A 25146-nucleotide genomic window follows, 5' to 3' on the forward strand; every position below is an offset into this window, starting at 1 on the left:
CTACGGCGTTGGTCGCTGAAATCAGTCGGCCCAGGTCGTCGTAAGCGTAGGAAACGACGGGGTATTCAGTAATCCACTCGAAAGGCTCATAACCCTTGGCGCGCTGAATCTGGTAGTCCACCGCCACAATGCGGCCAGCCACATAGCGTAGGAATAGCGAGCGCCCAACACCGTTATCCAGCCGCTCAATCCGCCCTGAATAATCCCGAGAAATGCGCAGCCGGTTGTCATACGCATCGCTGATCGAGACCAGCACACCATCGCGAAAATGATAGAAACGCGAGGCCTGGGCGAGGACCAGTTCATCGGGCAAATCCCCCAGATAGATAGCTGCTTCAGCCAGGCTATTGGTGATCGCCGGCCGAGAGGCCGTAGGCAAAGGGAACTCAGTGCGTCGGTTCTCATGGTCCGTCCAAACCACCGAATCACCAGAAACAGCCAGCCGCTGCGCCAGCGAATGGCTCCAGCCAAACCCCAACCCGCAATCCACTTCCACCGCACTGGTGCGGTAAAGCCGCGTCCACTCAAACGGGAACACCCCGTCCAGCGTCCCATCGGTCAGCGTCAGCAACTCCTCGCCCGTGACCATCGACACCGGGCAGCCATTGGTGGCGGTTTTATCCGCAGAAGCTGCCGCATCCCCCTTAGGATTTTTCGCCGACACGGGCACGTCATCAACGTGCTCCTGCCGCACCAACACCGTCTGCTGTGTCTTGTTGCGCACCGCCGGCACCGGGTTGGAAACCAGCTGCTCTCCAGCCTTCAACGGCGCAGCCGGCACGGTCTTGATCGCCGTCGCCGGGCTCCCAAGCAGCAAAGGTCTAGCGGCCTCCACATGTGGTTTCAGCTCAGGCCCGACCAGCTGTTTAGCCAGCAACTCCAACCAGTGCCGTGCATTACCGGACTTGATATGACTCAGCACCTGCGCGCCGAGGCGCACACCGACGCCCATCGCGCCCGCTACCCTGGCCAGCAGCAGGTTGATCAACACCTCCCCGGTGATCTCCCCCATCAACTCATTCATCTGTGGCGGCGGCAGCAATCGCATCCAGCTGACCATCGTCGACAGATAGATGAACAGCAGTGGTTCATCGCTAAGCACCAGCAAACCCAGGGCGACCTTGTCCTTACCCAGCGCCAACAGTTCATCGAGTTCGGCTTGAGAAACGTATTGCAATAGCTTGTCGCTGTTGGCCTTGAGGTCCCCCAGCAGCTCATACAGCTGTGCGATGTTGTCCCACAGGTTGTAAAGCGCTTTACCCATGCCGCTGAGAAACGCCGCTTCGACCATCCTGCGACGATCAAGCGGGGTGGCGTCGGTGTAGTCTTTCCATTGATCCTGGAAGGTGTTGTCCCACTCTTCGCGCAACCGCGCTTCCAAGTCCTGGATCACCGACTGATAAGACGCATACAGCGCCTTGACGTGATCCTTGGAAACATTGGGGTAGAAGGTGACTTGGTACTGCTGGTCGCGCGTGCAGCCCTTGATTTCAAGGATGCCGCTGGGGCCAATAGTGTGAGGGAGCGGGGGGCCTGTCGGGCGGCCATCCGCTGCAATGGCTTGCAGCATCACCGGCGTGTTGCCGATCGGCACGAACCGCGTGCTTTCAAACATATGCACCAAGGTCAGCGAACCCTGGGCCTTGCAGGTGGCAACGACAGGGCTGGGGGCCTGGGAGGAAACCGGCGTGACCAGCGCCACCTCATCCCCCACCTTGAACACCTGCTCGAGGTCCAGCGCCGAAAAGCTCCAGAAGCTTTCGGCCCACTCGTCAAAGGTGTTCAGGCATTCGCGGAAATCGCGGAAGACGCCTTCGATATCGGGCGCCTTCGCATTCATGGGGGTCAGGGCCAACCGGCCAATGGCCGGGTTCAAGAGGCGGCCCCTTTGAACAGGGCATTAACGGAGAAGTGCATCGGCGGTCCCTCGCGCTGATTGATCAGGCGAGAGACTTTGGAGAGGTTGGTAGGGAAAAGAAGTAGGTGTTATTCGACAGCAGGGCTAGGACCTTTCGCAAACGCGTCGAGCAAACGGAGGGATGGTTGTAGGTGGCGGATTACACGTTGAATCCTCCTACAACTTCAACTGCCCAATCGCCTTACTCAGTTCCCCAGCCAGGGTCGCCAACTCATTACTGGTTGTCGCCGAATCCACCGTCTGTTGTACGGTGTTTTCGGTCACGTCACGGATGCTCACCACCGCGCGGTTCATCTCTTCGGCTACGTGACTTTGTTGTTCGGCGGCGACGGCGATCTGAGTGTTGCTCTCGCGCATCTGCGCTACGGCGCCGGTGATTTCGGCGAGTGCCGCACCGGCTTCCTGGGCCTGTTGCACGCAGTCGTCGGCCTTGAACGAGCTTTCCTGCATAAAGTCCACCGCGTCGCGGGTACCGGCCTGCAGGGCTGAAACCATGCGAGTGATTTCGTCGGTGGAGTTTTGTACGCGCTTGGCGAGGTTGCGTACTTCGTCGGCGACCACGGCAAACCCACGGCCCATTTCGCCCGCGCGGGCAGCTTCGATAGCGGCGTTGAGGGCGAGCAGGTTGGTCTGTTCGGCGATGCTGTGGATCACACCGACCACGCCGTTGATTTTCTGGCTGTCTTCGGCCAGTTTCTGGATCATTTCGGCGGTCTGTTGCACGCCGGTGGACAGCCCGGCGATTGAGCGCTGCACGCGGGTGACCACTTCCTGACCGCTGCCGGCGAGGGTGTCGGCGGTCTGGGACAGGTCGCGCGTGGCGCCGGCATGTTGGGCGATATGGTAGACAGTGGCGGTCATTTCATTGATCGCGGTGGCGGCCTGGTCGGTTTCGCTTTGTTGGCCGAGCATGCCGTGCTGCACCTCGTTCATGCTGCTGGCCAGCCGCGCGGCGCCCTCATCCAGTTGCCGGGCGGTGCGTGCCACCGTGTTGACCACCCGTTGGTAGCCAGCCTGCATGGCGTTGAAGGCACTGGCCATCTGACCGACTTCGTCCTTGCAGGCCAGGGGCACGCGGGCCGACAGGTCGCCGGTTTTTTCGACGTGCAGCATCACGTCCTTGAGCGTGTTGAGTTGGCTGAGAAGAAAGCGGATCAGCAACTGCGAGGCGCCGAGCATCGCCAGCATCAAAATGGCCACGGCCACGGCATAGTTGGCGAAGCGGTCGCTGAATACCTGGCTCAAGCTGGGCGCGTAGGCAAGTACGGCGATGTATTGCCCATCGGCGCGGGCGATCACGTCCGCACCCATCAACGGGTTTTCGCCGAACAGTGGCATGGCGTCGAGTTCGACCCAACCCGTCGCGCGGCTCAGGGCTGACAGATCCTGATCAGCCAGTTGTGGGACTTGGCCCCGTGTGAACGTCAGCCATTGCTCGCCCTTGGGCAATGCTTTATCGGCGGGCCAGGCACTGAGCAATCGCCCTTGCGCCTGGGCCGAGGCCTGGGACGCAGCGCTGCGCGCCTGTTGCTCGAGCTGCACGGCGTACAGCACCAGCAGCAGGGTGGTGATGAAGGCGACCGCGTTGACCGCCCAAAATTTATATTTCAGCGAGATGTTGCTAAGCCAGGCACCCATGGAAGGTTTTCTCTGATAGCGGAAACAGCATTGGCAAGGTGCCATTATTGTGCCGCTATCCAGGGAAACGATTTTGACGTGGGTCAATGCGCCGCATCAATCCACGGCGGGTAAGCCAAAAAAGGCCCGGGCGCTGGCGCTGCTGTGCTCGGCCAGGTCCTCCACGGTTTCGTTACGGTGCAGGGCCACTTCGCGCAGCACTTCTGGCAGGTAGGCCGGTTCGTTGCGACCGTTTTTCGGCTTGGGCCGCAGGGTACGCGGCAGCAGGTAGGGCGCGTCGCTTTCCAGCATCAGACGACCACGGGGGATTTCCCTGACGAGCGGGTGCAGATGCGTCCCACGGCGTTCATCGCAGATCCAGCCCGTGATGCCGATGTGCAGGTCGAGATCGAGGTAGCTGAACAACGCGTGCTGCTCGCCGGTAAAGCAGTGCACCACGGCGGCAGTGAGGTGGTCGCGGTAATCCTTGAGGATCTCCAGCAGGCGCTGGTTGGCATCGCGCTCATGCAGGAACACCGGCAGTTTCAGCTCGACGGCCAGGGCCAGATGATGCTCCAGAACTTTTTCCTGTTGTGGGCGCGGGGAAAAGTCCCGGTTGAAATCCAGCCCACATTCGCCCACCGCACGTACGCGGCTTTCGCCGAGCAGGGCGCGCAAACGCTGGGCGCTGTCAGCGTTCCAGTCACTGGCCGAGTGGGGGTGGATGCCGGCGGTGCTGAACAGGCGTTGCTCGCTTGGATCGAGTTTTACGCAGAGTTCCAGGGCCTGTTCACTGCCGTCGACGCTGGTGCCGGTGAGCACCAATTGTTGCACGCCAGCGGCATAAGCGCGGTCGAGCACGGCCTGGTGCTTCTCGTCGAAACTGGGGTTGGTCAGGTTGACGCCGATATCAATGAGTTGCATGGTGCTATCTCCGCCTGCGGCCGGAAAGCATATCAGAGCTGTAGATTTATAAGAAAATCGAAGAACTACAACGAGTTATAGCTGTCTTTGAACGTCGCAAGTGACATTGTGGCTGGCTGTGCGCCTTGCCCTGTGCCACCGTTGCGCGCTTTGCCAGCGCATAAAGCGCTCTGTTTCTGACCTCCACCGCTTCGTTTTTCGCGACAGCGTTGGCCAGTATTCTTTCCGGAGAGCGGATGATCCGACCCTCGGCTTTGCTTATGTTGTGCCTGACGTTACTGCTGCCCATGGCGGCGGTCGCGCGTCTGGACGGGCCGCTGGAAGTTACCCGGCCCGGCAAGGTCCGCGACCTGGCGGAGATCCGCTCAAGCCGCACTTTGCGCGTATTGGTCAACCAGAGCCGCAACAGTTCCGGTGAAGTGCAAGGTCAGGCTATCGGCGTTGAATACCATCGCCTGCGCGCCTTCGAGCAATACCTCAATGGCCATGCCCGGGATGGCCAGGCAATTAACCTCAAGATCATTCCCAAGGCCAAGGACCAACTGCTGGGCGCATTGGCGCGGGGTGAAGGCGACTTGGTGGCCCCAGGGGAATTGCTCGATGTAAAGGCCATGCACAAGATTGCCACCAGCGACCCGATTAACAGCGATGTGCCGTTATGGCTGGTAGGGGTGAAAGGTGAGCGGCGGTTTACCCGGCTGGAGCAACTGTCTGGACGGACCCTGGCGCTGACCACCGGCAGCGCGGCGGCGGATGCCATCAGCCAGGTCAACCAGAAGTTGGCCCTGCACAAGCAGCCTCCGATCAAGGTGGAGTGGGTCGATCCGACCCTGGCCGTGGAGGATGTGCTGGAAATGGTGCAGGCCGGTATTTTTCACCTGACCATTGTCGAAAAGCCGATTGCCGAACGCTGGTCGAAGATTTTGCCCAAGTTGCGTTTCGATAAGCAGGTGGCCATCAGCGAACCCGGCGACGAGTACTGGTTTGTGCGCCAGGATGCTTCGATGCTGCGCGCCAGCATCGATCGATTTCTCAAGACCTACCGAACCCCCTCCGACCAGGATGTGGCGTTCCAGCGTATCTATCGCCGCCTCTATCAAGTGCGCAATCCGTTGGCGCGAGTGGACCGCCAGCGCCTGGAGAAGCTTCGCCCGGTGCTGCAAAAACATGCCCGGGAACAGGGTATGGACTGGCTGAACCTCGCAGCGCTGGCCTTCAAAGAGTCGGCGCTTGACCCCGGCGCACGCAACAGTGGCGGCCCCACCGGCCTGATGCAGATCACGCCTTCGGCGGCGCAGCGGGTGGGGGTCAACAATATCGAGAGCCTCGACAGCAATGTGCAGGCGGGTGCGCGTTATCTGTCGATGATTCGCCGCAAGTTTTTCTCCAGCCCCAAGCTCAACGAGCGCGAGCGCATGGCGTTTGTGCTGGCCGCTTACAACATGGGGCCAGAGCGGGTGCAGGGCATGCGCACCGAAGCCAAGCGCCGGGGGCTCAACCCCAATCAGTGGTTCTTCCAGGTCGAGCGCATTGCCATGGAGCAGGTGGGCATGGGCGGCGTCAGCTATGTTAATAGTGTCAACAAGTACTACCTGGCATTCGATCGCGAGCGCGAGTCCCTTGAACCACCGGCGCCGAAAATCGCCTCACGGAAGTAATCGATTTTATCGATATTAATCAGGCATTTTTTCGGCTTTTATCATTGTTTAAACTGATTAATATAGCGGCCAACCAACCCCTACTTCTAAAAGGATTAACACCATGAGCCCACTGATCAAAAGCGTCCTGTCCACCCGCGCCGGCTACGGCCTGACCATTCTGCGCATCGTTGTCGGCATCATCTTCGCCGCTCACGGTTCGCAAAAGCTGTTTGGCTGGTTCGGTGGCTACGGCCTGGCGGGCACTGCCCAGTGGATGGAGAGCATCGGCTTGGCGCCGGGTACCCTGATGGCACTGTTGTCGGGCGGTACCGAATTCTTCGCCGGCCTGGCCCTGATCATCGGTCTGCTGGTTCGCCCTGCGGCATTGGGCCTGACCATCCTGTCAGTGGTGGCGATCTTCTCGGTGCATATCCACAACGGTCTGTTCATGGCCAACAACGGTTATGAGTTCGCACTGGCCCTGCTGGGCGGCTCGCTGGCGGTGCTGCTGGAAGGTGCCGGCAAACTCTCTGCGGACCGTGCCATCGCTAACTGATCACTCGCACAAATCTCTGAAAAGGCCCACCACTGCGTGGGCCTTTTCGTTGCTCGGGATTCTTGACACCGGCCCACCGGCTTCTCTAGGATGCTGCCCATGCGCCGATTTAAACAGCTAATTGCGGGGCGCCACTGGGACTCGATGAGCCCGACAGAAGCCAGTTTCCATGACCTTTTTTTCAGGGCTGGACGGCTTCGAAATACCGCTAAAGCGCTGGTTCGGTGTTGCCTCTCACCTGCCCGCAGACTTTTGAGGCAGAGACACGACACAATGAATGCACTACGCCCCCTGATACGCCTGGCCCCGATCACTGCGGACCTCACTCAGCGCAATCCGAAAATTTTGCTTGGCGGTAAGCACCAGCCGACGCTCTTGCGTTATCTGGATGGCTGGCCGCGTCGTACCGGCCGGCCTTCGGCGTTCCTGATCCAGTTTGTCGAAGACGGCGATTCCCTTGCGCGCTTTGCCAGCAACAGCTTTGATTTGGCAGTGATCCAGGCCCCCAGCGCCTGCGACGCCGCTGAAGTGATCCAGCAACTGACCCGCATTGCCAGGCAAGGGTTGATTGCCAGGCGTTGAGCGCTTAGCGAATCACACTGCCGGCGTGCCGACGCCGCCGGCGGTTCCCCACGAAGACCAGCCCGGCCATCAGGCATAACGTCACGGGTATCGTGAAGGTCATCACCAGCTTTATCGCGATCTCCAGTCGATTGACCTGGGCGTAGGCCTCGGCCCGCACGGCATGCAACTCCATGGGTAGGCGCAGGCGCTCCTTGTTAAGTGCTTGCAGTTGGGTGGTGTCCACGGTCTGGCTGCTGAGGGTGGTGGTCGGCAGGCTCAGGTGTTGCCACTCCTGTTCCGTGCGCCGCAGCCGCCGTTCCAGTTCGCTGGCCTTCACCCGGTAGGCTTGCTCTGCGGCGGTGCGCAGGGTTGCCAGCAGCGAAGGCGGGCTTTCCTGCGCGGCGCGCGGGCGAATACTGGCGAGTGCTTCAGGAGCAGACAAGTTATCCAATGTGTTCAAGACAAACAGCGCGTTGTCGTTCTTCGCCAAATCGCTGACCTTGTCCGAGAGCAGGTCCGTATCGGCGACTACCACGACACGGATCTGCGCCGCCTTTTGCAAACCGGGTGGCTGGCCGCTGATACCGTCAGGAAATGCCGAATAACCCGGCCCCTCGATACGGGCTGCAATCACATGGCGTTTGCCTTGAGGCAGCGCTTCTTCATGCAGAGAGTCGAACTCGGTTGCACCCGCGAAGCGCTCGGTATCCAGTAGCTCGGATTGCTCTGAGCTTTGCAGCAGGGGGGTAAAGCTTGTGCGACTTTTATGCAGCCGTGAAAGGGCGCCGCTGCTCGACACCGTTACCCTGTTCACTTTCCAGGTGCTGACATCATGTGTGTTCATCGCCTGTCGGGGCAGGGTCAGTCTGCCCGGATGCTGCGCCGCACGGTTGCCAGCACTGGCTGCGTAGCCAATGTCGACCAGCCACTTGTTCGCCGGCATCTGGATGCCCCAGGCGGCAAGCAGCCCATCCAGCCGGGAGTCGGCGGGTGTGGCGTTTGAGCTTTGCTCGCTGAGCGGGTCGATGAACATCATCAATCTGCCGCCCTTCAATACAAATTGTTCAATCCCATAGAGGGTTGCTTGAGACAGCGTTCGCGGGTGAACGACCATCAGTGTCTGAATGTGCTCCGGTATGCGTTCGGTGGCCGACGTCAAGTTGACCAGGTTGAAGTGCTGCTGCAATGCCTTGAGCAGACGATCACTGGACGGCTCCATGGCCAGCCCTGGCAACAGCCCGACAATGGGGCGTTCGGGGTGTTGCAACTTGGCGATCAGGTGACTGATTTCATACTCCAGCAAAGGCTCTCGTTCGACGCTGAAGGATTCGATGCGTTGCGCACCGTGACCGGCACGGGTGCCGATCAGGCCAAGAAAGCCAGCGGTGTTGTCAAGGCCAAATAAGCCTGCTTTGTAGGCATCTTCTGAAAAAGGCGCAGGCTCGATAACGTGCAGATTAATCATGCCTTTGGCGGCTTTTTCATATTCCTTGAGCACGTCCTCAATGCGCTTGCCGTAGCGTTTTACCGTGTAGCTTCTTTGCGGGTCGCGGTTCGCGTTGAAGTAATACAAGTCCAGGGGGCTTTCCAGTGACGCGAGCGATTGTTGGACGGACGGGGATAGCGTATGGATTTTTTGCTGTGAGTAATCCCAGCGGAGAGTGGGAAGGTGCCCCACCCACACCAAGTTGAATGCCAGGAAAAGTAACAGTATGACCGTGAGTGTCATGCCGGTAAGCAGAGCGGATCGCATGCGGGGCTTCCTTTCTCAACTGTGTTTATAGTTGAGTGTGACTGTCGTGGCAGCGAGAAAGGCCAGGATCGTGCTGGTGAAGTAAAGCAGGTCGCGAAGTGTGAACTTACCCTCGTCGATAGTGCTGAACCGAGAAAAAGGACTAAGGGCGGTCAGGCTGTCGATTAACCAGATGGGTTGTTGATGTTCAAGCGCATCCAGCAAAGATGAAAGTCCACTGGCGATCAGCAGTAAGCCGATGGTCAGGATAGCGATAACGGTACGCTGCCGGACCAGGGTGAAAATAAAACAACTGGCGGACAAGTAAGTGCCCGCCAATAGCCAACTTGCGAGGAATTGCGAGGCAATAACGCCGTTGTCTGCGCTGCCCAGGTAATTGGCGATGATGACCAAGGGGAACATTAATATCAGGGCAATGCCCGCCACCACCCAGGCGGCTAAAAACTTACCGACGACCCAGTCAAAGGTTGTGATGGGGAATGTTTTCATCAGGTCGAGAAAGCCGGCATTCGATTCATCTGACCAAAGTTGTGCGGCCAGGGGCGGTATCAAAAGGAAGTAGAGCCAGGGATGAAACTGAAAAAACACCTGTAGATCGCTGCTGCCTTGCTCAAACCACGGGCTCATGTGCAGCCCCGCTACCACGGACAGGGTTAGAAAAATGGCAATACTCAGGTAGGTGCCGGGCGTGCTGGCATAACTCGCGAGCTGACGCTTGAAGATGACGGGCAGCAGTTTCAAGAGGAGGCCTCTCGGCTCAGATGATGGACCACGTCGTTTAGCCGGCCCGGTTCCAGGCTCATTGAGTTGATTTTCCAACGGCGATTGGCAACGAGCGTGTTGATGTGGGGATAGATCGCGTGCCCCGGCATGGCCAGAACGGTTACCGTGCCGGGTGCATGTCGATGTTCTTCGATGCCCGCTACACCCGGCAGGACCGCCAGGGCCAGGAGGTCCAGCGGGGCATCCGCGGTTAGGGTGACTGCTTGGAAATGCCGGGAGTCGCGTTGCAAATCGGGCAGTGGGCTATCGGCCACCAGGCGACCATTCGCGAGAATCAGTGCGCGTGTGCAGACGTGGGACAAGTCATCGCAGTGGCGGGAAGCAATGATGACCGTCATTTCCTGCGTCAGCGATTGGATGAGCGCTTTGAATCGCTGCTTCTGATCAGGCGGTAGCCCCTCGGTCGGTTCATCCAATAACAACAAGGCCGGGCCATGCAGGATGGCCTGAGCAATGGCAACTTTGCGCTTCGACCCGACGGAGAGGGCGTTGAGCGGCATGCTGAGGATTGGCCATAACTCCAGGCGCGTTGCAGCTTCCTCCACCCGCGCTCGCTTTTCGTTGCCGTGGAACCCACGAAGGGCGGCGATGAAGTTGAGAAAGTCTTTAACCGACATCGTAGGGTGATCAAGCTCTTGATCAAGTTGGTAGCCGATAAGCCTTCGCGCTTTTAGTCGTTGAGTTTGCATGTCGAACCCCTCGATACTTATATGTCCGCTGGAAGGAGGGGTAGCGCCCGAGAGCATATTTAACAGTGTTGTTTTAATTGCAGGATCTTCGCCAAACAGTCCGAGACATTCTTTTTGATTGGCATTGAACGATAGGTCGTTAATGATAGTTTTCTTGCCCAGGTGTTTCGTCAGATTATTGATTTCGATCATTTTGCTACCGGGCAAGTTTTGAATCAAAAAGTAGGAGGCGCTGAAAAAGGGTACGGATAATAGTGTCTTTTGGGAACGCCGCTCGGCATTTATAAGACAAGTCCTACGTGCTTGTTAGGTAGGGCGCTGGGACAATTGTGATGTGTTTTTAACCTTTTAATTGTCGCCCTTCGTAATGAGGCCTGATTACCATGATGCTTCTACGTACCCTTGTTCTTGAACGTAATGGTGAGGATGCTCCCGTCAACGGGGCACTGCTCTGTGGATTTGCTGTAGGTCAGATTGCCTCCAATTTTCTTGTTTACAGTCTGGATGAAGAAGTTGAACCGGGTAGTTCCAGGGTCTATATCGCGACCTTGCGCAAAAAAGCCGAACGGTATTTTCTGGACGGTGTTGAGTCCAAGGAAGACTTGCAAGTGGCCATGCATGTGTTCAAGCAAATCCTGACGTTGGCTGCGTCGGGCGCCAAGCCGGGCGCGGTAACCGACACTCAGGTGCCCTATCATTTTGTCGATCTCAAAGGCTGCAAGCTGCCGCCGGCCAAGCCTGATGATCATCACTCGATGATCATCAAAAAGGCCTTGGTAATGAAGGTGATTACCTTGGGGATGTCTGCACCGGCGTTACCGGCCATCGAAAGCGCTTCATTGATCGTGCCGTCCATTCGTTTTTCGTCGCAAATGAGCTCTGTGCCCAAGGTGGTGAGCCCCGCCGAGGCAGGCCGGGGAGCGGCGGCTGAATATCCTGTCGAAGAACCGCAACCGGTGCCGGCCGCACCGGTCATCCAGCCGGCACCAAAAGTGCTGGCACAACCTAAATTGGTGGCGCCGGTGGACGACAGCACATTGTTTGAAGTGGACACTACGCTGACCAGCCTTGCGCGCGTCGCTCAGGAACTGACCCAGCAAAAACTGGCTGCCGGCGAGCGGGAGGCCAGGCTTGAGCAATGGCAAATCCAAGTGCAGCAGCAGCAAAGCCAGCTGGATGAGAGAGCCCGAGAACTCGAGCAGCGCACCACTCAACTGCACGACCAGTCCCAGGCAGTCAGCCAAAGGACCGAAGCACTCAAGGCGATGGCGTCGCAGATGTCGGTCTTGCGTCAGAGTTTGCGAGGCATACTGCTTGAGTTGGATCAGGCGTTGGATAGCTAGACTGGCCTGGCTACTTTCCCCGGTTCATTTATCATCAACGCCAGCCAGCCGACGCCAGGGAACGATTCCCTGGCCTGTCGGCGCCTATGGACATTGCTCGGGGATGCGTGCGTTTGAGTACCAAGCTGATTACCAAAGAAGGTCATGAAGCGCTAAAGAAAGAGCTGGATTACCTGTGGCGCGAAAAGCGTCCGGACACCACGCGCAAAGTCACCTGGGCTGCGTCGCTGGGGGACCGCAGCGAAAACGCCGACTACCAGTACAACAAGAAACTGCTGCGTGAAATCGACCGCAGGGTTCGCTACCTGCGCAAGCGCCTCGAAGACATGCGTGTGGTGGAGTACATGCCCGAGCAGGAGGGCAAGGTGTTTTTCGGCGCCTGGGTCGATATTGAAAACGAGCAAGGCGAAACCAAGCGTTTTCGCATCGTCGGCTATGACGAGATTTATGATCGGATGGACTACATCTCCATCGACTCACCGATGGCTCGCGCGTTGTTGCGCAAGGAAGTCGACGATGAGGCCATCGTGCAGACGCCGGGTGGTGACGTCTGCTGGTGGATCACCGGTATCGAGTATGTGAAGTAGTTGACGCTGGCCCGCCTCTGTAAAGGACGCGGGCCAGCGAGGTTTCAGCCTTCGCGCAATACCGTCAGCGGGCTGGCGTTCAAGGCGCGGCGGGTACCAAACACCCCGGCGCCACCGATCAGTACGGCACCGATCACCGGCAGCAGCAGTAACCATGGGTGCGGCTGCCAGGCCAAGTCAAACGCATAACGGTACAGCACCCAGGTCACCAGCTCGGTGCCCAATGCCGCAAGCAACCCGCTGACTGCGCCCAGCAAGCCGAACTCGATGCGCCTGGCCTTGACCAGTAGCTTGCGTTCGGCACCGAGGGCACGCAGCAGCGCACCTTGGCGGATACGCTCGTCGAGGGTGGCTTGCAGGCCGGAGAACAACACCGCCATGCCCGCCGCAAGCACGAACAGCAGCACGTACTCTACCGCCAGGGTCACTTGGGCGAGGATGCTGCGCAACTGCTCCAGCAGCGCCTCCACCTGCAGAATGGTCACTGCGGGGAATGCCCGGGACAGATCGACGATCTGCTGGTCGTGACCTGGGGCCAGGTAGAAACTGGTCAGGTAGGTGGCGGGCAGGTCCTTCAAGGTGCCTGGTTGGAAAATCATGAAGAAGTTGGGCTGGAAGTTATCCCAGTTGATGGTCCGCAGGCTGGTGACCCGCGCTTCACGATTTTCCCCAGCCACTGTAAAGACCAGATGGTCGTTGAGTTTGAGCTTGAGGCTTTGCGCGACCTTGGCTTCTACCGAGACTCCGGGAATCTCATCGGTGGGTTGCTGCGACCACCAGCTGCCTGCAGTCAGCGCATTGCCTGGCGGCAGGTCGGCGGCCCAGGTCAGGCTCAAGTCACGCTGCACCGCGCGATCGCCACTGGAATCCTTGCTGACAATCTCCTGTACCGGTTCGCCGTTGATGCTGATCAGGCGGCCTGGCACGACCGGGTACAACGGCGCTGACTGTGCCTGCAGTTCGAGCAGGCGCGCACCAAAGGCGTCCTTGTCGGCCGGCAGGATATTCAGGGCGAAGTAGTTGGGGGCGTCCTTGGGCAACTGGTTTTGCCAGGTGTCGAGCAACTCGCCGCGCAGCAACGCGATCAACCCCATGGACAGCAGGATCAGGCCAAACGCTAGGGATTGGCCCGCCGCGGCCAGTGGGTGGCGCAACAACTGCCCCAGGCCCAGGCGCCACGGCAGGGAGGCGCGGGCCAGCAGGCGCCGCAGGCTTTGCAACAGCAGCAGGAGCAGACCGCCCAGGATCAGCGCCGCGACCACACCACCACCGAGCAACGCGAAGGTCAGCAGCAGGTCGAGGCTCAGGCGCCACATGATCAGGCCCAGCGCGAGCAGCGCGGCACCGTAGACCATCCAGGTGCTGGACGGGATCGGCAGCATGTCGCGGCGCAGTACCCGCAGCGGCGGTACACGGCCCAGTGCGGCCAAGGGCGGCAGGGCGAAGCCGGCGAGGGCGACCAGTCCGGTGCCGATCCCGGCAATCGCTGGCAACAGTCCGCCGGGGGGTACGTCCGCCGGTAGCAGGTCATGCAGGAAGTAGAACAGGCCGAACTGTGCCAGCCAGCCGAGGAGGGCGCCGGTCAAGCTCGCGAGCAGGCCCAGTACGCTCAATTGCAGGGTGAACAGCAACATGGCTTCGCGTCGCGACAGCCCCAGGCAACGCAACAACGCACTGGCGTCGAAACGTCGCGTGGCGAATCGGTTGGCCGACAAGGCTACGGCCACACCGGCCAGCAGCACCGCCACCAGACTGGCCATGTTCAGGTAGCGCTCGGCCTTGCCCAGGGCGCCACCAATCTGCTGGTTGCCGTCCCGTGAGTCCTGCAGGCGCTGGTTGGCCGCAAGCCCTGGCTTGACCAGGTCGCGATAGGTCTGCAGCGCCGTGCTCGCCTGCGGCCCACGCCACAGTTCGCGGTAGCTGACGCGGCTGCCGGGCTGGACGACGCCGGTGGCATCGAGGTCCGCCAGGTTGATCATGACCCTGGGCGTGAGGCTGTAGAAGTTACCGGCGCGGTCGGGCTCGTAGGTGAGGATGCGCGCCAGGCGCAAGGTCTTCATGCCCACGTCGATACTGTCGCCGACCTTGAGGTCGAGTGCCGTCAGCAGTCGCGCCTCCACCCAGGCTTCACCGGGCTTGGGGCCGCCGCCCGGGGTTTCATCCCCAAAAGGCGCCGCGGCGCTTTTGAGCTGGCCACGCAACGGGTACTGCTCGTTGACCGCCTTGATGCTGGAGAGCTGGATGCCGTTGTCGGTGGCTATGACGCTGGAAAACTCCACCACGCGGGCGTGATCAAGGCCCAGCTCGGTGCCGGACAGGATTTGCTCCGGGCGGGCCGGCGAGCTGCCTTCGAGCACCAGGTCGGCCCCGAGGAACTCGGTAGCACGCAACATCATGGCGCCATTGAGGCGCGCACCGAAGTAACCGATGGCAGTGCTGGCGGCCACGGCCACCAACAGGGCGAAGAACAACACGCGCAATTCACCGGCGCGGGCATCGCGCAGCAATTGGCGCATGGCAAGGCTGAACAGGCGCAACAGCGGCAAGCGTGCCATCAAGGCTCCAGGGGCGCGACCATCAGGCCGGCTTCAAGGCGGATCAGGCGTCGGCAACGGTGGGCCAGGCGCTCGTCGTGGGTGACCAGCACCAGGGTCGTGCCGCTTTCTTTATTGAGTTCGAACAGCAGGTCGCTGATGCGCTCGCCGGTGTGGCTGTCGAGGTTGCCGGTGGGTTCATCGGCAAACAGCACGTCCGGTTCTGCAGCAAATGCACGGGCAATCGCGACCCGTTGCTGCTCGCCACCGGACAGCTGGCGTGGCGAGTGGGTGAGGCGTTGGCCCAGGCCCACGCGCTCCAGCAGGTGCCTGGCGCGCTCGCGGGCGTCTTTGCGGCCGTCCAGTTCCAGCGGCAGCATGACGTTTTCGAGGGCGTTGAGGCTGTCGAGCAACTGGAAGGACTGGAAGACGAAGCCCACGTGCTCGGCACGGATGCGCGCGCGCTGGTCTTCGTCGAGGCTGCTCAGGGCTTGCCCGGCGAGGGTGACTTCGCCGCTGCTGGGCAGGTCAAGGCCGGCCAGCAGGCCCAGGAGGGTGGATTTGCCGGAACCGGAAGCACCGACGATAGCCAGGCTATCGCCCTTGTTCAGTTCCAGGCTCAGTTCGTGCAGGATAGTCAGTTCACCTTCCGCGCTGGGAACCACTTTGCTAAGGTTCCGCGCGGTGAGAATGCTTGCGCCCATGGAGAATCCGATGCGAATGTGGTTTTTGAGTGCTGGCCTGGCCTTGATGTGCATGGCCCAGAACGCAGCGGCGGGTACAGTCCTGATCGTTGGCGATAGTATCAGTGCCGGTTTCGGCCTGGATACCCGCAAAGGGTGGGTCGCGCTGCTGGAGCAACGGCTCAAGCAGGAAGGTTTCGACGATAAGGTGGTCAACGCGTCCATCAGTGGCGATACCAGTGCCGGAGGCCTGGCGCGGCTGCCGGCGGCGCTTGCAGAGCATAAACCGGACGTGGTGGTTATTGAGTTGGGTGGCAATGACGGCTTGCGCGGGCAGCCTCCGGCGCAATTGAAACAAAATCTTGCGTCGATGATTGATCAGTCCAAAGCCGGCGGTGCCAAGGTGTTATTGCTGGGCATGCAGTTGCCGCCCAATTATGGCCCGCGTTACACCACTGCGTTTGCCCAGGTCTATGGCGCGTTGGCCGAGGAAAAAAACGTCCCGCTGGTACCGTTTTTCCTTGAGGGCGTTGGCGGTAACCCGCAGCTGATGCAAGCGGATCAACTGCACCCGGCGGTCGGTGCCCAGGGCAAGTTGCTGGAAAATGTCTGGCCGACGCTAAAACCGCTGCTATGACGCTTTTCTACCGGCAGGCTTTCGGCTAAGGTGGCGCCCCCCCGATTTGGAGCCCCTGATGTCGCGTCCTGCCTGGTCCCTGTTTAACTACCAACTGATCGAGCCGGACGAGCAGCTGGATCTGTTCGCCTGCCAGGAAGTGCGGGTGCATCTGGTGACGCGTCAATTGGAACTGGGCGGCTCCATCGATCGCACGCTGTGCGGCACTTTATTGCCGGCGCAACCGCGCTGGTCGCGGGTCGACCGCTCGATCTTCCAGGACCAACGCCTGTGCCCCTTGTGCCGGGCTATTCTTGAGTCGCAGAAGCGCGGTACGCCGCCGATCTGGCCGGAGCTGCGCTTCGAGCTGTAGGTGGGCCGACAAGCTTGCAGCTAGACGCCCGCTTCACGTATACAATCGATTTTTACCTACCCGTCGTTCTGCGAAGGATTTTCCGGATGTTGTCGCGCCTTTCCGTCGTCACCCGCTGCCTGTCTCTTGCTGCGCTCTGTGCGGCCGGTTCTGCGTCAGCTTTGCAGTTGCCCTTGCCACCACCGGGTGAAGATATCGTCGGTCAGGTCCAGGTGATCAAGGCCAAGTACGAAGACACCTTTGCCGACCTGGGCACCACCTATGACCTGGGCTATTCGGAGATGGTCGCGGCCAACCCGGGCGTCGACGCCTGGTTGCCGGGCGCGGGCACCGAGATCGTGCTGCCGACGCGTTTCATCCTGCCGCCGGGGCCTCGGGAAGGCATCGTGATCAACCTGGCGGAATATCGGCTCTACTATTTCCCCAAGGGCCAGAACGTGGTCTACACCTTCCCGTTGGGGATCGGTCGTGAAGGCTGGGGCTCGCCGATTGCGCACACCAGCATTATCGCCAAGACCCCCAACCCGACCTGGACCCCGCCGGCCTCGATCAAGGCCGAGCACGCGGCCAACGGCGACCCGCTGCCCAACGTGGTGCCGGCTGGCCCGGACAACCCGCTGGGCCCGTTCAAGTTCACCCTGGGCACGCCGGGTTACCTGATCCACGGTTCCAACATGAAGTTCGGCATCGGCACACGTACCAGCCACGGCTGCTTCCGCATGTTCAACAACAACGTGCTGGAGATGGCCGGCATGGTGCCGGTGGGTACGTCGGTGCGCATCATCAACGATGCCTACAAGTTCGGCAGCAGCGGCGGCAAGGTCTATCTCGAGGCGCATACGCCGTTGAACGACGACGGCACACCGTCGGTGGTCGACAAGCACACGGCTGTGATCAACGCCTTGCTCAAGCGTGAAGACCTGGCCAATAACCTGCGGGTGAACTGGGATCAGGTGCGGGATGTGGTCGCGGCAGAAGACGGTTTGCCAACCGAGATCGGGGTGCCGGGTGCCGCGCCTATAGCGTCCAGCGCACCGATCGACCTGCAACAGTAAACCTTGTGAGAGGGGGCTTGCTCCCGATAGCGGTGTATCAGTAAACACATGAGTTACTGACCTCCGCCATCGGGGGCAAGCCCCCTCTCATATTTCAGGCAATAAAAAAGCCGACCCATAAATGGATCGGCTTGATAACAACCCCGAGGGATTATTACTTGCGGCTTGCTTTTTCAAGCATGCGCAGAGCGCGTTCGTTAGCTTCGTCAGCAGTCTGTTGTGCTTTTTGAGCAGCAGCCAGCGCTTCATCAGCTTTACGGTAGGCTTCGTCTGCACGGGCCTGGGAGCGAGCTGCTGCGTCTTCAGTTGCAGTCAGACGAGCTTCGGTTTCTTTGGAGACGCTGCTGCAACCGGTAGCCAGAACTGCGGCCAGAGCCAGAGCAGAGAATTTCAGAACGTTGTTCATCGTGTTCCCCTTCAAGGACTTTCTATTAAATGGCTACTTTCTCAGAGTGAGCTGATAGCCGGCGTACATACTACTCATTACTTGTAGTAAGTAAACTGACGTAGCGCAAGAAGCAAAAAAAATTCTTGTGCCGAATCTGTTTTGGCAAATCTGTTGACGGTTTGTATAAAAAGCGTCCAGTTTTTTGCATTGGGGTAAGAGTTGGATCCAGGCTGAAAGCGCCGCCCCGCATGCATCAGGCCTTGTAAATCAATGAAATTTTATATAACACGGCTGACACTTACGCCTCGGCTGACTTTACCGTTGTCGGCATATTTTACCCATGTAGAGTGACTTTAAGAGCGCCTGTTCGTCTCAAGGTTCAACTGCCGGCAATGTTCAGGCTTTCGGTCACCGGGTGATCGAGGCCCTTTCTATATCCACCCGCCGCAGGGGATGACGAGTGCGCCTTGAGCAATTGCAGGATTGGCGCCTACTATTCCCTACGTGCTGGTTGTAAGCGCTCAAGGTTTTCTCGTGGTCGAAACCGGCACGGGGTGGCGTAGATGTTCCTTCGCCGGAAAAACATCGGTAAGGTAGGGGTCAGAATCCAAGACCCGCGAGGAGTAGTGATGAGCGAGGCGTTGTCCATCCACCATGACCAGGCTGGTCATCAGTTCGAGACCAATGTGGACGGTCATCGTGCCTATCTGACCTATATGGACCTCGGGAAGCAGACCCTGGATATCTATCGGACCTTCGTGCCCAACGCACTGCGCGGCCGTGGTATTGCGGCGGCATTGACCGAAGAGGCCTTGAAGTTTGCCGAAGAGGCCGGCTACACGGTGATCCCGTCGTGCTCCTATGTCGAACGCTACATGGAGCGCCACCAGCGCCACGCCGCCAAACTCTGAGTGATCAGCAGACAATAAAAAACGCCGGGCTAGCCCGGCGTTTTTGTGTGCGCAATTCAGCTGCGTTTGCGTTTGGGCAATACGTCCTTGAGCTTGGCATGCATGCTGCGCAGGGTGTTTTCGGTGGCGGACCAGTCGATGCAGGCATCGGTGATCGACACGCCGTACTGCAAGTCGGCCAGGTCTTTTGGAATCGCCTGGCAGCCCCAGTTCAGGTGGCTCTCGACCATCAGGCCGATGATCGACTGGTTGCCTTCGAGGATCTGGTTGGCGACGTTTTCCATCACCAGCGGCTGCAGGGCCGGGTCCTTGTTGGAGTTGGCGTGGCTGCAGTCGACCATGATGTTTGGCTTGATCCTGGCCTTGTTCAGCGCCTGTTCACACAGCGCAACGCTGACCGAATCATAGTTGGGCTTGCCGTTGCCGCCGCGCAGTACCACGTGGCCGTAGGCGTTGCCCTTGGTGGTGACGATGGACACGCCACCTTCCTGGTTGATGCCCAGGAAGCGGTGCGGGCTGGAAACCGATTGCAGCGCGTTGATTGCAACCGTCAGGCCACCGTCGGTGCCGTTCTTGAAGCCGACGGCCGATGACAGGCCGGAGGCCATTTCGCGGTGGGTCTGGGATTCGGTGGTGCGTGCGCCGATGGCCGACCAGCTGATCAGGTCCTGCAGGTACTGCGGGGAGATCGGGTCGAGCGCTTCGGTGGCAGTGGGCAGGCCCATTTCGGCCAGGTCCAGCAGCAACTGACGACCGATGTGCAAGCCGTCCTGGATCTTGAACGAGTCGTCCAAGTACGGGTCGTTGATCAAGCCTTTCCAGCCGACGGTAGTCCGCGGTTTCTCGAAATAGACGCGCATCACCAGGTACAAAGTGTCGGACACTTCTGCCGCCAGCACCTTGAGGCGCTCGGCGTATTCGTGGGCAGCCTTGAGGTCGTGGATCGAGCAAGGCCCGATCACCACGAAGAGGCGGTGGTCAGTGCCGTCGAGAATGTCACGGATGACTTCGCGGCCCTTGGTGACGGTCTGCAGGGCAGCGTCGCTCAGGGGGATTTCGCGCTTGAGCTGATCGGGTGTGATCAGTGTCTCGTTGGATTCGACGTTAAGGTCGTTGATCGGTAAATCAGCCATCGTGTTACTCGCCAGGGTCACGGGTGCCGGCCGCCAGCCATCCCCGTGCGGCGGGCACAGCATGATTTGAATGCAGGGGGGAGGAACCTTAGCGCGTAACACGGGCCCGCGACAATGGGCAAAGCCCGGTTTAATCGAGTGCCGGGCGCACAAATGCCTCATGGGAGAACTCGCCGGCATGGCGCGCCACCCACTCACGGGCCAGGGCTTCGAGTTGTGCGGGGGTGGGCTCGGCGTCTTCATGCTGGCGGCAGTAGCGCTCTATCCGGCATGCTTGCTCACCCATGCGTGCACCGAACAGGGCATGCTCATCGGTAAACGAGATGCCGATGCGATAGCCGTTTTCGACCTTGCGGCACCATGCCACATAGCCTGGGTAGCGTGCGCTGGCGCCCAGCGACGGGATCTGCAGATCAACCGCCGTACCCGGGCGCCAGGCGCGCGGCCAATTGCAGGCGACGCCGCCCAGGCCGATAGTGTGCAGGCGTTGGCGGCGGATGGCAGGAGAGGGACGTTGGATTAACTCGACAGCGACATCATCAGGGTGAGGTAAAAAACGACCCATGTACACGGACTCCAAGCACCGTCCAGTTGACGGCGGCAGCAGCAGTATAGTGAAGGAACTGGAATTGACCGATCTGGATATTGACCAGCAATTGCTGGGATTACCAGGGGTTTCGCTGGTGGTGTTCGCAAGCGAGGGGTGTTCCAGCTGCCGTTGGGCACGCCAGCAACTGCCGGGCTGGCGCTTGCCGCTGGACCGCGTGTGCTGGGTGGATGCCGGGCAGAACGGGGGGGCGGTCGAGCGCTATCAGATCTTTCATTTGCCCGCGTTGTTCGTGGTGTGCGAGGGTCAGTTCCTCGGGCAAATACAGACACGTCTTACCCTTGCTGACCTTACCGACGCGATCAATCAAGCACTCACCCGTACACCAGAGGATCTGCCATGACCGCACACTCGCCCCGCATCGGCATTATCGGCACCGGCGCTATCGGGGGGTTCTACGGCCTGATGCTGGCGCGTGCCGGGTTCGATGTGCACTTTCTGTTGCGCAGTGAATACGCTGCCGTTAGTGAGCACGGCTTGCATCTCAACAGCACGCTGCACGGCAAGCTGCATCTGCACCCGGTGCAGGCCTACGCCAACGCCGCCGATATGCCGGCGTGCGACTGGTTGCTGGTGGGCACCAAATCCACCGGCAATGTGGACCTGGCGCCGACCATTGCCCAGGTCGCCGCACCGGATGCCAAAGTGGTGTTGCTGCAGAACGGCCTCGATGTGGAAGACAGCCTGCGTGAACACCTGCCGGCGTCGCTGCATCTGCTGGGTGGGCTGTGCTATATCGGCGTGCACCGCTCCGCGCCCGGCGTGGTCGAGCATCAGGCGCTGGGCCGGGTCAACCTGGGTTATCACAGTGGCACTGCGGCCAATGACGACGCGTTGCAGAAGGCAATTGTCGAAGCCGGCGCCGCGTTGTTTCGCCAGGCCGGCATCGAGTCCCAGGCCATGGCCAATGTGCATCAGGCGCGCTGGCACAAGCTGGTGTGGAACGTGCCCTACAACGGCCTCTCCGTCTTGCTGGGCACCGGGACTACGGCGATGATGGCGGACGAATCCAGCCGCGAGCTGATCCGGGCGCTGATGGCCGAAGTGGTGAAGGGCGCCCACGCCTGCGGCCACGAAATCCCTGCCAGCTACGCCGAGCAAATGTTCGCCATGACCGAAACCATGGACGACTACCTGCCGAGCATGTACCACGACCACGTGCACAAACGCCCGCTGGAACTGGAGGCTATCTACGCGCGCCCATTGGCTGCTGCCAGGGCCGCCGGATGCGAGTTGCCACGTATGCAGGCGCTGTATCAGGCCTTGAGTTTTATTGATCGGCACAACCGCTGATTGGGGGGAACACGATGGCGAAGGGAATGGGTGACAAGCTGGTGCTGGCAATTTCGTCGCGGGCGCTGTTTGACCTGAGCGACAGCCACAAGGTCTACCTGGCCCAAGGGGTGGAGGCCTATCGCAAATACCAGATCGAACACGAGGAAGAAATCCTCGAGCCCGGCGACGCCTTTCCGCTGGTCAAGAAATTGCTGAGCCTCAATGCCAGCCTGGGGCGTGCCCGAGTCGAAGTGGTGTTGGTGTCGCGCAACAGTGCCGACACTGGCTTGCGCGTGTTCAATTCGATCCAGCATTACGGCCTGGATATATCCCGCGCCGCGTTCGTAGGCGGTCGTAGTCCCTATCCGTATTTGGCCGCGTTCGGTTGCCACCTGTTTCTGTCGACCCATGCCGACGATGTGCGCAGCGCTCTGGACGCCGGCTTTGCGGCGGCGACCATTTTGTCGGGCGGTGCACGCCGGGCTTCCAGTGAAGAACTGCGGATCGCCTTTGACGGTGACGCGGTGCTGTTCTCCGATGAGTCGGAGCGGGTGTACCAGGCCGGTGGCCTGGCGGCGTTCCAGGCCAGCGAGCGTGAGTCGGCACGCCAGCCTTTGCATGGCGGGCCTTTCAAGGGGTTTCTGGCCGCGCTGAACCTGTTGCAGCGGGAGTTTGCGGACGAGGCTTGCCCGATCCGCACTGCCTTGGTCACTGCCCGTTCGGCGCCGTCCCATGAGCGGGTGATCCGCACTTTGCGCGAGTGGGACATCCGCCTCGACGAATCGCTGTTTCTGGGCGGCCTGGAAAAATCCGCGTTTCTGGAGGCGTTTGCCGCCGATGTGTTTTTCGATGACCAGGCCGGGCATTGCGAGAAGGCCAGGGAGGTGGTTGCCACCGGGCATGTGCCCCATGGCATCAGTAATGAGGTGAAGATCTAAGTCAATCCATGTGGCTGCGGCGCTGCTAAGCTGATTCAATCTCCGCCGTCCTGGCAGCCCAGGAGGTTCTATGATTCGTTCGATGCTGTACGCCACGGACCTTGGTCTGTACGCGCCTTATGTGATGCAACATGCGCTGGCGCTGGCGCGAACGTTCAAGGCTGACCTGTATGTGATTCATGTGGTCGAGCCCATCGGGTTGTTCGCCGAATCGGTGTTGCAGAGCTACCTTGATGAGAAGGCCTTGAGTGAATGGCAGAGCCAGGGGCTGACCACCGTGATGGCGACCATCGAGCAGCGCGTGCTGGACAGTTTTCGCGAGGAGTTGGGGGAGGGCGAGCAGGATCTCAAGTGGATCCGCTCGGTGCGGGTGATTCAGGGGGACCCGTGCGAAGTCATCCTTGAGCAATTGCGCAAACTCTCGGTAGATTTGCTGATCCTCGGCAGCCACAGCCATGCGACGGCGGCCGCCACACCGCTTGGACGCACCGTCGCTCGGGTGTTGCAGCTGTCTACGGTGCCGGTTTACCTGGTGCCCTCGTTACAACGTCGGCGCAGCGATGACGTGTGATGGGTAGAAAACGATAAAAAGTTCTAGATTTATCCATCAAACCTTTAATATAGTTATATACCGTCGCTGATACCCGTGGCGTCTATCTGCTTTGAGGGACACATATGAAGCTTCAACAACTGCGCTACATCTGGGAAGTGGCGCACCACGACCTCAACGTTTCCGCTACTGCTCAAAGCCTGTACACCTCGCAACCCGGTATCAGCAAGCAGATCCGCCTGCTCGAAGACGAGCTGGGCGTTGAAGTGTTCGCGCGCAGCGGCAAGCACCTCACCCGCGTTACCCCGGCCGGTGAGCGCATCATCACCACTGCCGGCGAAATCCTGCGCAAAGTCGAAAGCATCAAGCAGATCGCCCAGGAATTCTCCAACGAGAAGAAAGGCACCCTGTCGATCGCCACCACTCACACCCAGGCACGCTATGCACTGCCGCCGGTGATCCGCGATTTCATCAAGCAGTACCCGGATGTGGCGTTACACATGCACCAGGGCTCGCCGATGCAGATCGCCGAGATGGCTGCCGATGGCACCGTCGATTTCGCCATTGCCACCGAGGCCCTGGAGCTGTTCGGTGACCTGGTGATGATGCCGTGCTACCGCTGGAACCGTTGCGTGGTCGTGCCTCAGGGCCACCCATTGGCCAAGCTGTCGAAGCTGACCCTGGAAGCCCTGGCGGAATACCCGATCGTGACTTATGTGTTCGGTTTCACCGGCCGTTCCAAGCTCGACGAAGCCTTCAGCCATCGCGGCCTTACGCCGAAAGTGGTGTTCACTGCCGCCGACGCCGACGTGATCAAAACTTACGTTCGCCTGGGGCTGGGCGTGGGCATCGTCGCCAAGATGGCGGTCGATACCAACCTGGATAAAGACCTGGTGGTGCTCGATGCCAGCGAGCTGTTCGAGTCCAGCGTGACCAAGATCGGCTTCCGTCGTGGCACCTTCCTGCGCGGTTTCATGTGCGACTTCATCGAGAAGTTCGCACCGCACCTGACCCGCGAAGTCATGGCCAAGGCGATCCAGTGCCACAACAAGCAGGAACTGGAAGAGCTGTTCGACGGCGTAGAACTGCCGGTTCACTGATACACGTCCCAGCAGAGAAAAGCTTGTGTGGCGAGGGAGCTTGCTCCCGTTGGGCAGCGAAGCGGCCCCGAACATTTTGCGGACGCTGCGCACCCGAGCGCGAGCAAGCTCGCTCTAAAGGGATTTATTTGGCCTCGGTAACCGTGAAGAGTTGCCGAGCGCCTGCCACCAGAATCTCCACCTCATCCCCTTCGAACTTGCCCAGCAGGCTTTTGCCCAAGGGCGAGCGCGGGGTGATGACGGTCACCGGCTGGCCCACCACATCTACCTTCAACCCCGCGGCGTCCGGCGCCAGAAACAGCCATTGCTGGCGAGCGTTCTCGTCCTCCAGGCCCAATAGCGCGCCCACTTCAATACCGCGCTGATCATCGTAAGCCCGCAGTGGCATGTTCAGGCACAGCGCCAGGGCCTGCTTGATTTCCTCGACGCGTTTGGCCTGCCCGGCTGCCAGGTAAGAGGCCTCCAGCCCGAGGGTGTCGTATTTGTTTTCGGCGATATTTTCTTCGTGGGTCGCGGTTTCGTAGGCGGTTTGCGCGGCACGTTGGGCGATGCCGAGGTCGGCGCTGAGCTTCTCCAGCACAAGCTGGTGGACGGCGTGTTTATTCATGG

26 protein-coding genes are annotated in these 25146 nt (G+C 60.1%); 14 read left to right on the forward strand and 12 right to left on the reverse strand.

Annotated elements, in window-relative coordinates:
- The 3 genes from GIW02_RS18810 to GIW02_RS18820 form a co-directional block, all read right to left on the reverse strand.
- Nucleotides 1-1876 (reverse strand): DUF6531 domain-containing protein (locus tag GIW02_RS18810; protein ID WP_456361657.1); only part of this gene is annotated, 1876 nt, incomplete at its 3' end.
- A 198-nt stretch (nt 1877-2074) separates the two neighbouring features.
- Nucleotides 2075-3556 (reverse strand): methyl-accepting chemotaxis protein, encoded by a 1482-nt coding sequence (locus GIW02_RS18815; RefSeq protein ID WP_236419111.1) that lies wholly within the window; start codon nt 3554-3556, stop codon nt 2075-2077.
- A 96-nt stretch (nt 3557-3652) separates the two neighbouring features.
- On the reverse strand, nt 3653-4459 hold the full coding sequence (locus GIW02_RS18820; RefSeq protein WP_236419109.1) for a TatD family hydrolase: 807 nt from the start codon (nt 4457-4459) through the stop codon (nt 3653-3655).
- Between the two features lie 236 nt (nt 4460-4695).
- On the opposite strand from GIW02_RS18820, the gene GIW02_RS18825 reads away from it, so the two are divergent.
- From GIW02_RS18825 to GIW02_RS18835, 3 genes are all read left to right on the forward strand, one after another.
- The gene (locus GIW02_RS18825; protein WP_236419107.1) at nt 4696-6117 is read left to right on the forward strand and encodes a transglycosylase SLT domain-containing protein; all 1422 of its coding nucleotides are present in this window, start codon (nt 4696-4698) and stop codon (nt 6115-6117) included.
- 103 nt (nt 6118-6220) lie between these two features.
- Nucleotides 6221-6655: a DoxX family protein gene (locus GIW02_RS18830; RefSeq protein ID WP_236419105.1), complete on the forward strand. Its 435-nt coding sequence runs from the start codon at nt 6221-6223 to the stop codon at nt 6653-6655.
- Nucleotides 6656-6928: 273 nt separating this feature from the next.
- Nucleotides 6929-7237: a class I SAM-dependent methyltransferase gene (locus GIW02_RS18835; RefSeq protein ID WP_236419102.1), complete on the forward strand. Its 309-nt coding sequence runs from the start codon at nt 6929-6931 to the stop codon at nt 7235-7237.
- A gap of 4 nt (nt 7238-7241) precedes the next feature.
- On the opposite strand, the gene GIW02_RS18840 is transcribed toward GIW02_RS18835, so the two are convergent.
- Genes GIW02_RS18840 through GIW02_RS18850 form a run of 3 tightly spaced genes read right to left on the reverse strand, consistent with a single transcriptional unit; the run spans nt 7242 to nt 10636 of the window.
- Nucleotides 7242-8972 (reverse strand): Gldg family protein, encoded by a 1731-nt coding sequence (locus GIW02_RS18840; RefSeq protein ID WP_236421977.1) that lies wholly within the window; start codon nt 8970-8972, stop codon nt 7242-7244.
- Nucleotides 8973-8987: 15 nt separating this feature from the next.
- Nucleotides 8988-9713 carry an ABC-2 transporter permease gene (locus GIW02_RS18845; protein WP_236419451.1) on the reverse strand — a complete coding sequence of 242 codons (726 nt, stop codon included), beginning with the start codon at nt 9711-9713 and terminating at the stop codon, nt 8988-8990.
- Nucleotides 9710-10636: an ABC transporter ATP-binding protein gene (locus GIW02_RS18850; protein ID WP_236419453.1), complete on the reverse strand. Its 927-nt coding sequence runs from the start codon at nt 10634-10636 to the stop codon at nt 9710-9712. Before GIW02_RS18850 ends, GIW02_RS18845 begins: the two co-directional genes overlap by 4 nt.
- Before the next feature lie 191 nt (nt 10637-10827).
- On the opposite strand from GIW02_RS18850, the gene GIW02_RS18855 reads away from it, so the two are divergent.
- Nucleotides 10828-11787 carry a hypothetical protein gene (locus tag GIW02_RS18855; protein WP_236419455.1) on the forward strand — a complete coding sequence of 320 codons (960 nt, stop codon included), beginning with the start codon at nt 10828-10830 and terminating at the stop codon, nt 11785-11787.
- A gap of 113 nt (nt 11788-11900) precedes the next feature.
- Nucleotides 11901-12374, forward strand: coding sequence for a transcription elongation factor GreB (gene greB / locus GIW02_RS18860; RefSeq protein ID WP_236419456.1), 474 nt, complete (start codon nt 11901-11903; stop codon nt 12372-12374).
- Nucleotides 12375-12418: 44 nt separating this feature from the next.
- Here greB and GIW02_RS18865 read toward each other — a convergent pair whose 3' ends face one another.
- On the reverse strand, nt 12419-14929 hold the full coding sequence (locus tag GIW02_RS18865) for an ABC transporter permease (RefSeq protein ID WP_236421978.1): 2511 nt from the start codon (nt 14927-14929) through the stop codon (nt 12419-12421).
- Entirely contained in the window at nt 14929-15612 is a 684-nt protein-coding gene (locus GIW02_RS18870; RefSeq protein WP_122718983.1) for an ABC transporter ATP-binding protein, read from the reverse strand. Before GIW02_RS18870 ends, GIW02_RS18865 begins: the two co-directional genes overlap by 1 nt.
- A 10-nt stretch (nt 15613-15622) precedes the next feature.
- Here GIW02_RS18870 and GIW02_RS18875 point away from each other — a divergent pair, with 10 nt between their 5' ends.
- The 3 genes from GIW02_RS18875 to GIW02_RS18885 all read left to right on the forward strand — a co-directional run bounded on the left by GIW02_RS18875 (nt 15623) and on the right by GIW02_RS18885 (nt 17635).
- Nucleotides 15623-16228: an arylesterase gene (locus GIW02_RS18875; RefSeq protein WP_236418408.1), complete on the forward strand. Its 606-nt coding sequence runs from the start codon at nt 15623-15625 to the stop codon at nt 16226-16228.
- A 58-nt stretch (nt 16229-16286) separates the two neighbouring features.
- Entirely contained in the window at nt 16287-16580 is a 294-nt protein-coding gene (locus tag GIW02_RS18880) for a hypothetical protein (RefSeq protein WP_025859175.1), read from the forward strand.
- An 86-nt stretch (nt 16581-16666) separates the two neighbouring features.
- Complete coding sequence (locus GIW02_RS18885) at nt 16667-17635, forward strand: L,D-transpeptidase family protein (protein WP_236418407.1); 969 nt, start codon at nt 16667-16669, stop codon at nt 17633-17635.
- Nucleotides 17636-17789: 154 nt separating this feature from the next.
- Here GIW02_RS18885 and oprI read toward each other — a convergent pair whose 3' ends face one another.
- The gene (gene oprI, locus GIW02_RS18890; RefSeq protein ID WP_003172710.1) at nt 17790-18041 is read right to left on the reverse strand and encodes an outer membrane lipoprotei OprI; all 252 of its coding nucleotides are present in this window, start codon (nt 18039-18041) and stop codon (nt 17790-17792) included.
- Between the two features lie 611 nt (nt 18042-18652).
- Here oprI and GIW02_RS18895 point away from each other — a divergent pair.
- Complete coding sequence (locus GIW02_RS18895) at nt 18653-18934, forward strand: GNAT family N-acetyltransferase (protein WP_003189869.1); 282 nt, start codon at nt 18653-18655, stop codon at nt 18932-18934.
- Between the two features lie 56 nt (nt 18935-18990).
- On the opposite strand, the gene GIW02_RS18900 is transcribed toward GIW02_RS18895, so the two are convergent.
- Nucleotides 18991-20067: a 3-deoxy-7-phosphoheptulonate synthase gene (locus GIW02_RS18900; RefSeq protein WP_236418406.1), complete on the reverse strand. Its 1077-nt coding sequence runs from the start codon at nt 20065-20067 to the stop codon at nt 18991-18993.
- Nucleotides 20068-20197: 130 nt separating this feature from the next.
- A complete protein-coding gene (locus tag GIW02_RS18905) occupies nt 20198-20632 on the reverse strand; it encodes a PilZ domain-containing protein (protein WP_236418405.1) in 435 nt (144 codons plus the stop codon).
- Between GIW02_RS18905 and GIW02_RS18910 the strand changes: the two genes are divergently transcribed.
- The 5 genes from GIW02_RS18910 to cysB all read left to right on the forward strand — a co-directional run bounded on the left by GIW02_RS18910 (nt 20631) and on the right by cysB (nt 24537).
- Nucleotides 20631-21017, forward strand: coding sequence for a thioredoxin domain-containing protein (locus GIW02_RS18910; protein WP_236418403.1), 387 nt, complete (start codon nt 20631-20633; stop codon nt 21015-21017). The two genes, GIW02_RS18905 and GIW02_RS18910, sit on opposite strands and share 2 nt — an antisense overlap.
- Entirely contained in the window at nt 21014-21967 is a 954-nt protein-coding gene (locus GIW02_RS18915; RefSeq protein WP_236418400.1) for a putative 2-dehydropantoate 2-reductase, read from the forward strand. The genes GIW02_RS18910 and GIW02_RS18915 overlap by 4 nt, the downstream gene beginning before the upstream one ends.
- 14 nt (nt 21968-21981) lie before the next feature.
- Nucleotides 21982-22887 carry a 5'-nucleotidase gene (locus GIW02_RS18920; RefSeq protein ID WP_236418399.1) on the forward strand — a complete coding sequence of 302 codons (906 nt, stop codon included), beginning with the start codon at nt 21982-21984 and terminating at the stop codon, nt 22885-22887.
- 70 nt (nt 22888-22957) lie between these two features.
- Nucleotides 22958-23458: a universal stress protein gene (locus tag GIW02_RS18925; protein ID WP_236418397.1), complete on the forward strand. Its 501-nt coding sequence runs from the start codon at nt 22958-22960 to the stop codon at nt 23456-23458.
- Between the two features lie 104 nt (nt 23459-23562).
- A complete protein-coding gene (cysB, locus tag GIW02_RS18930; protein ID WP_101267947.1) occupies nt 23563-24537 on the forward strand; it encodes an HTH-type transcriptional regulator CysB in 975 nt (324 codons plus the stop codon).
- Between the two features lie 124 nt (nt 24538-24661).
- On the opposite strand, the gene GIW02_RS18935 is transcribed toward cysB, so the two are convergent.
- Entirely contained in the window at nt 24662-25144 is a 483-nt protein-coding gene (locus tag GIW02_RS18935) for a GreA/GreB family elongation factor (protein WP_236416572.1), read from the reverse strand.
- Nucleotides 25145-25146: the final 2 nt, after the last annotated feature.

Source organism: Pseudomonas syringae (genome assembly GCF_021606685.1).
Taxonomy (GTDB): domain Bacteria; phylum Pseudomonadota; class Gammaproteobacteria; order Pseudomonadales; family Pseudomonadaceae; genus Aquipseudomonas; species Aquipseudomonas syringae_R.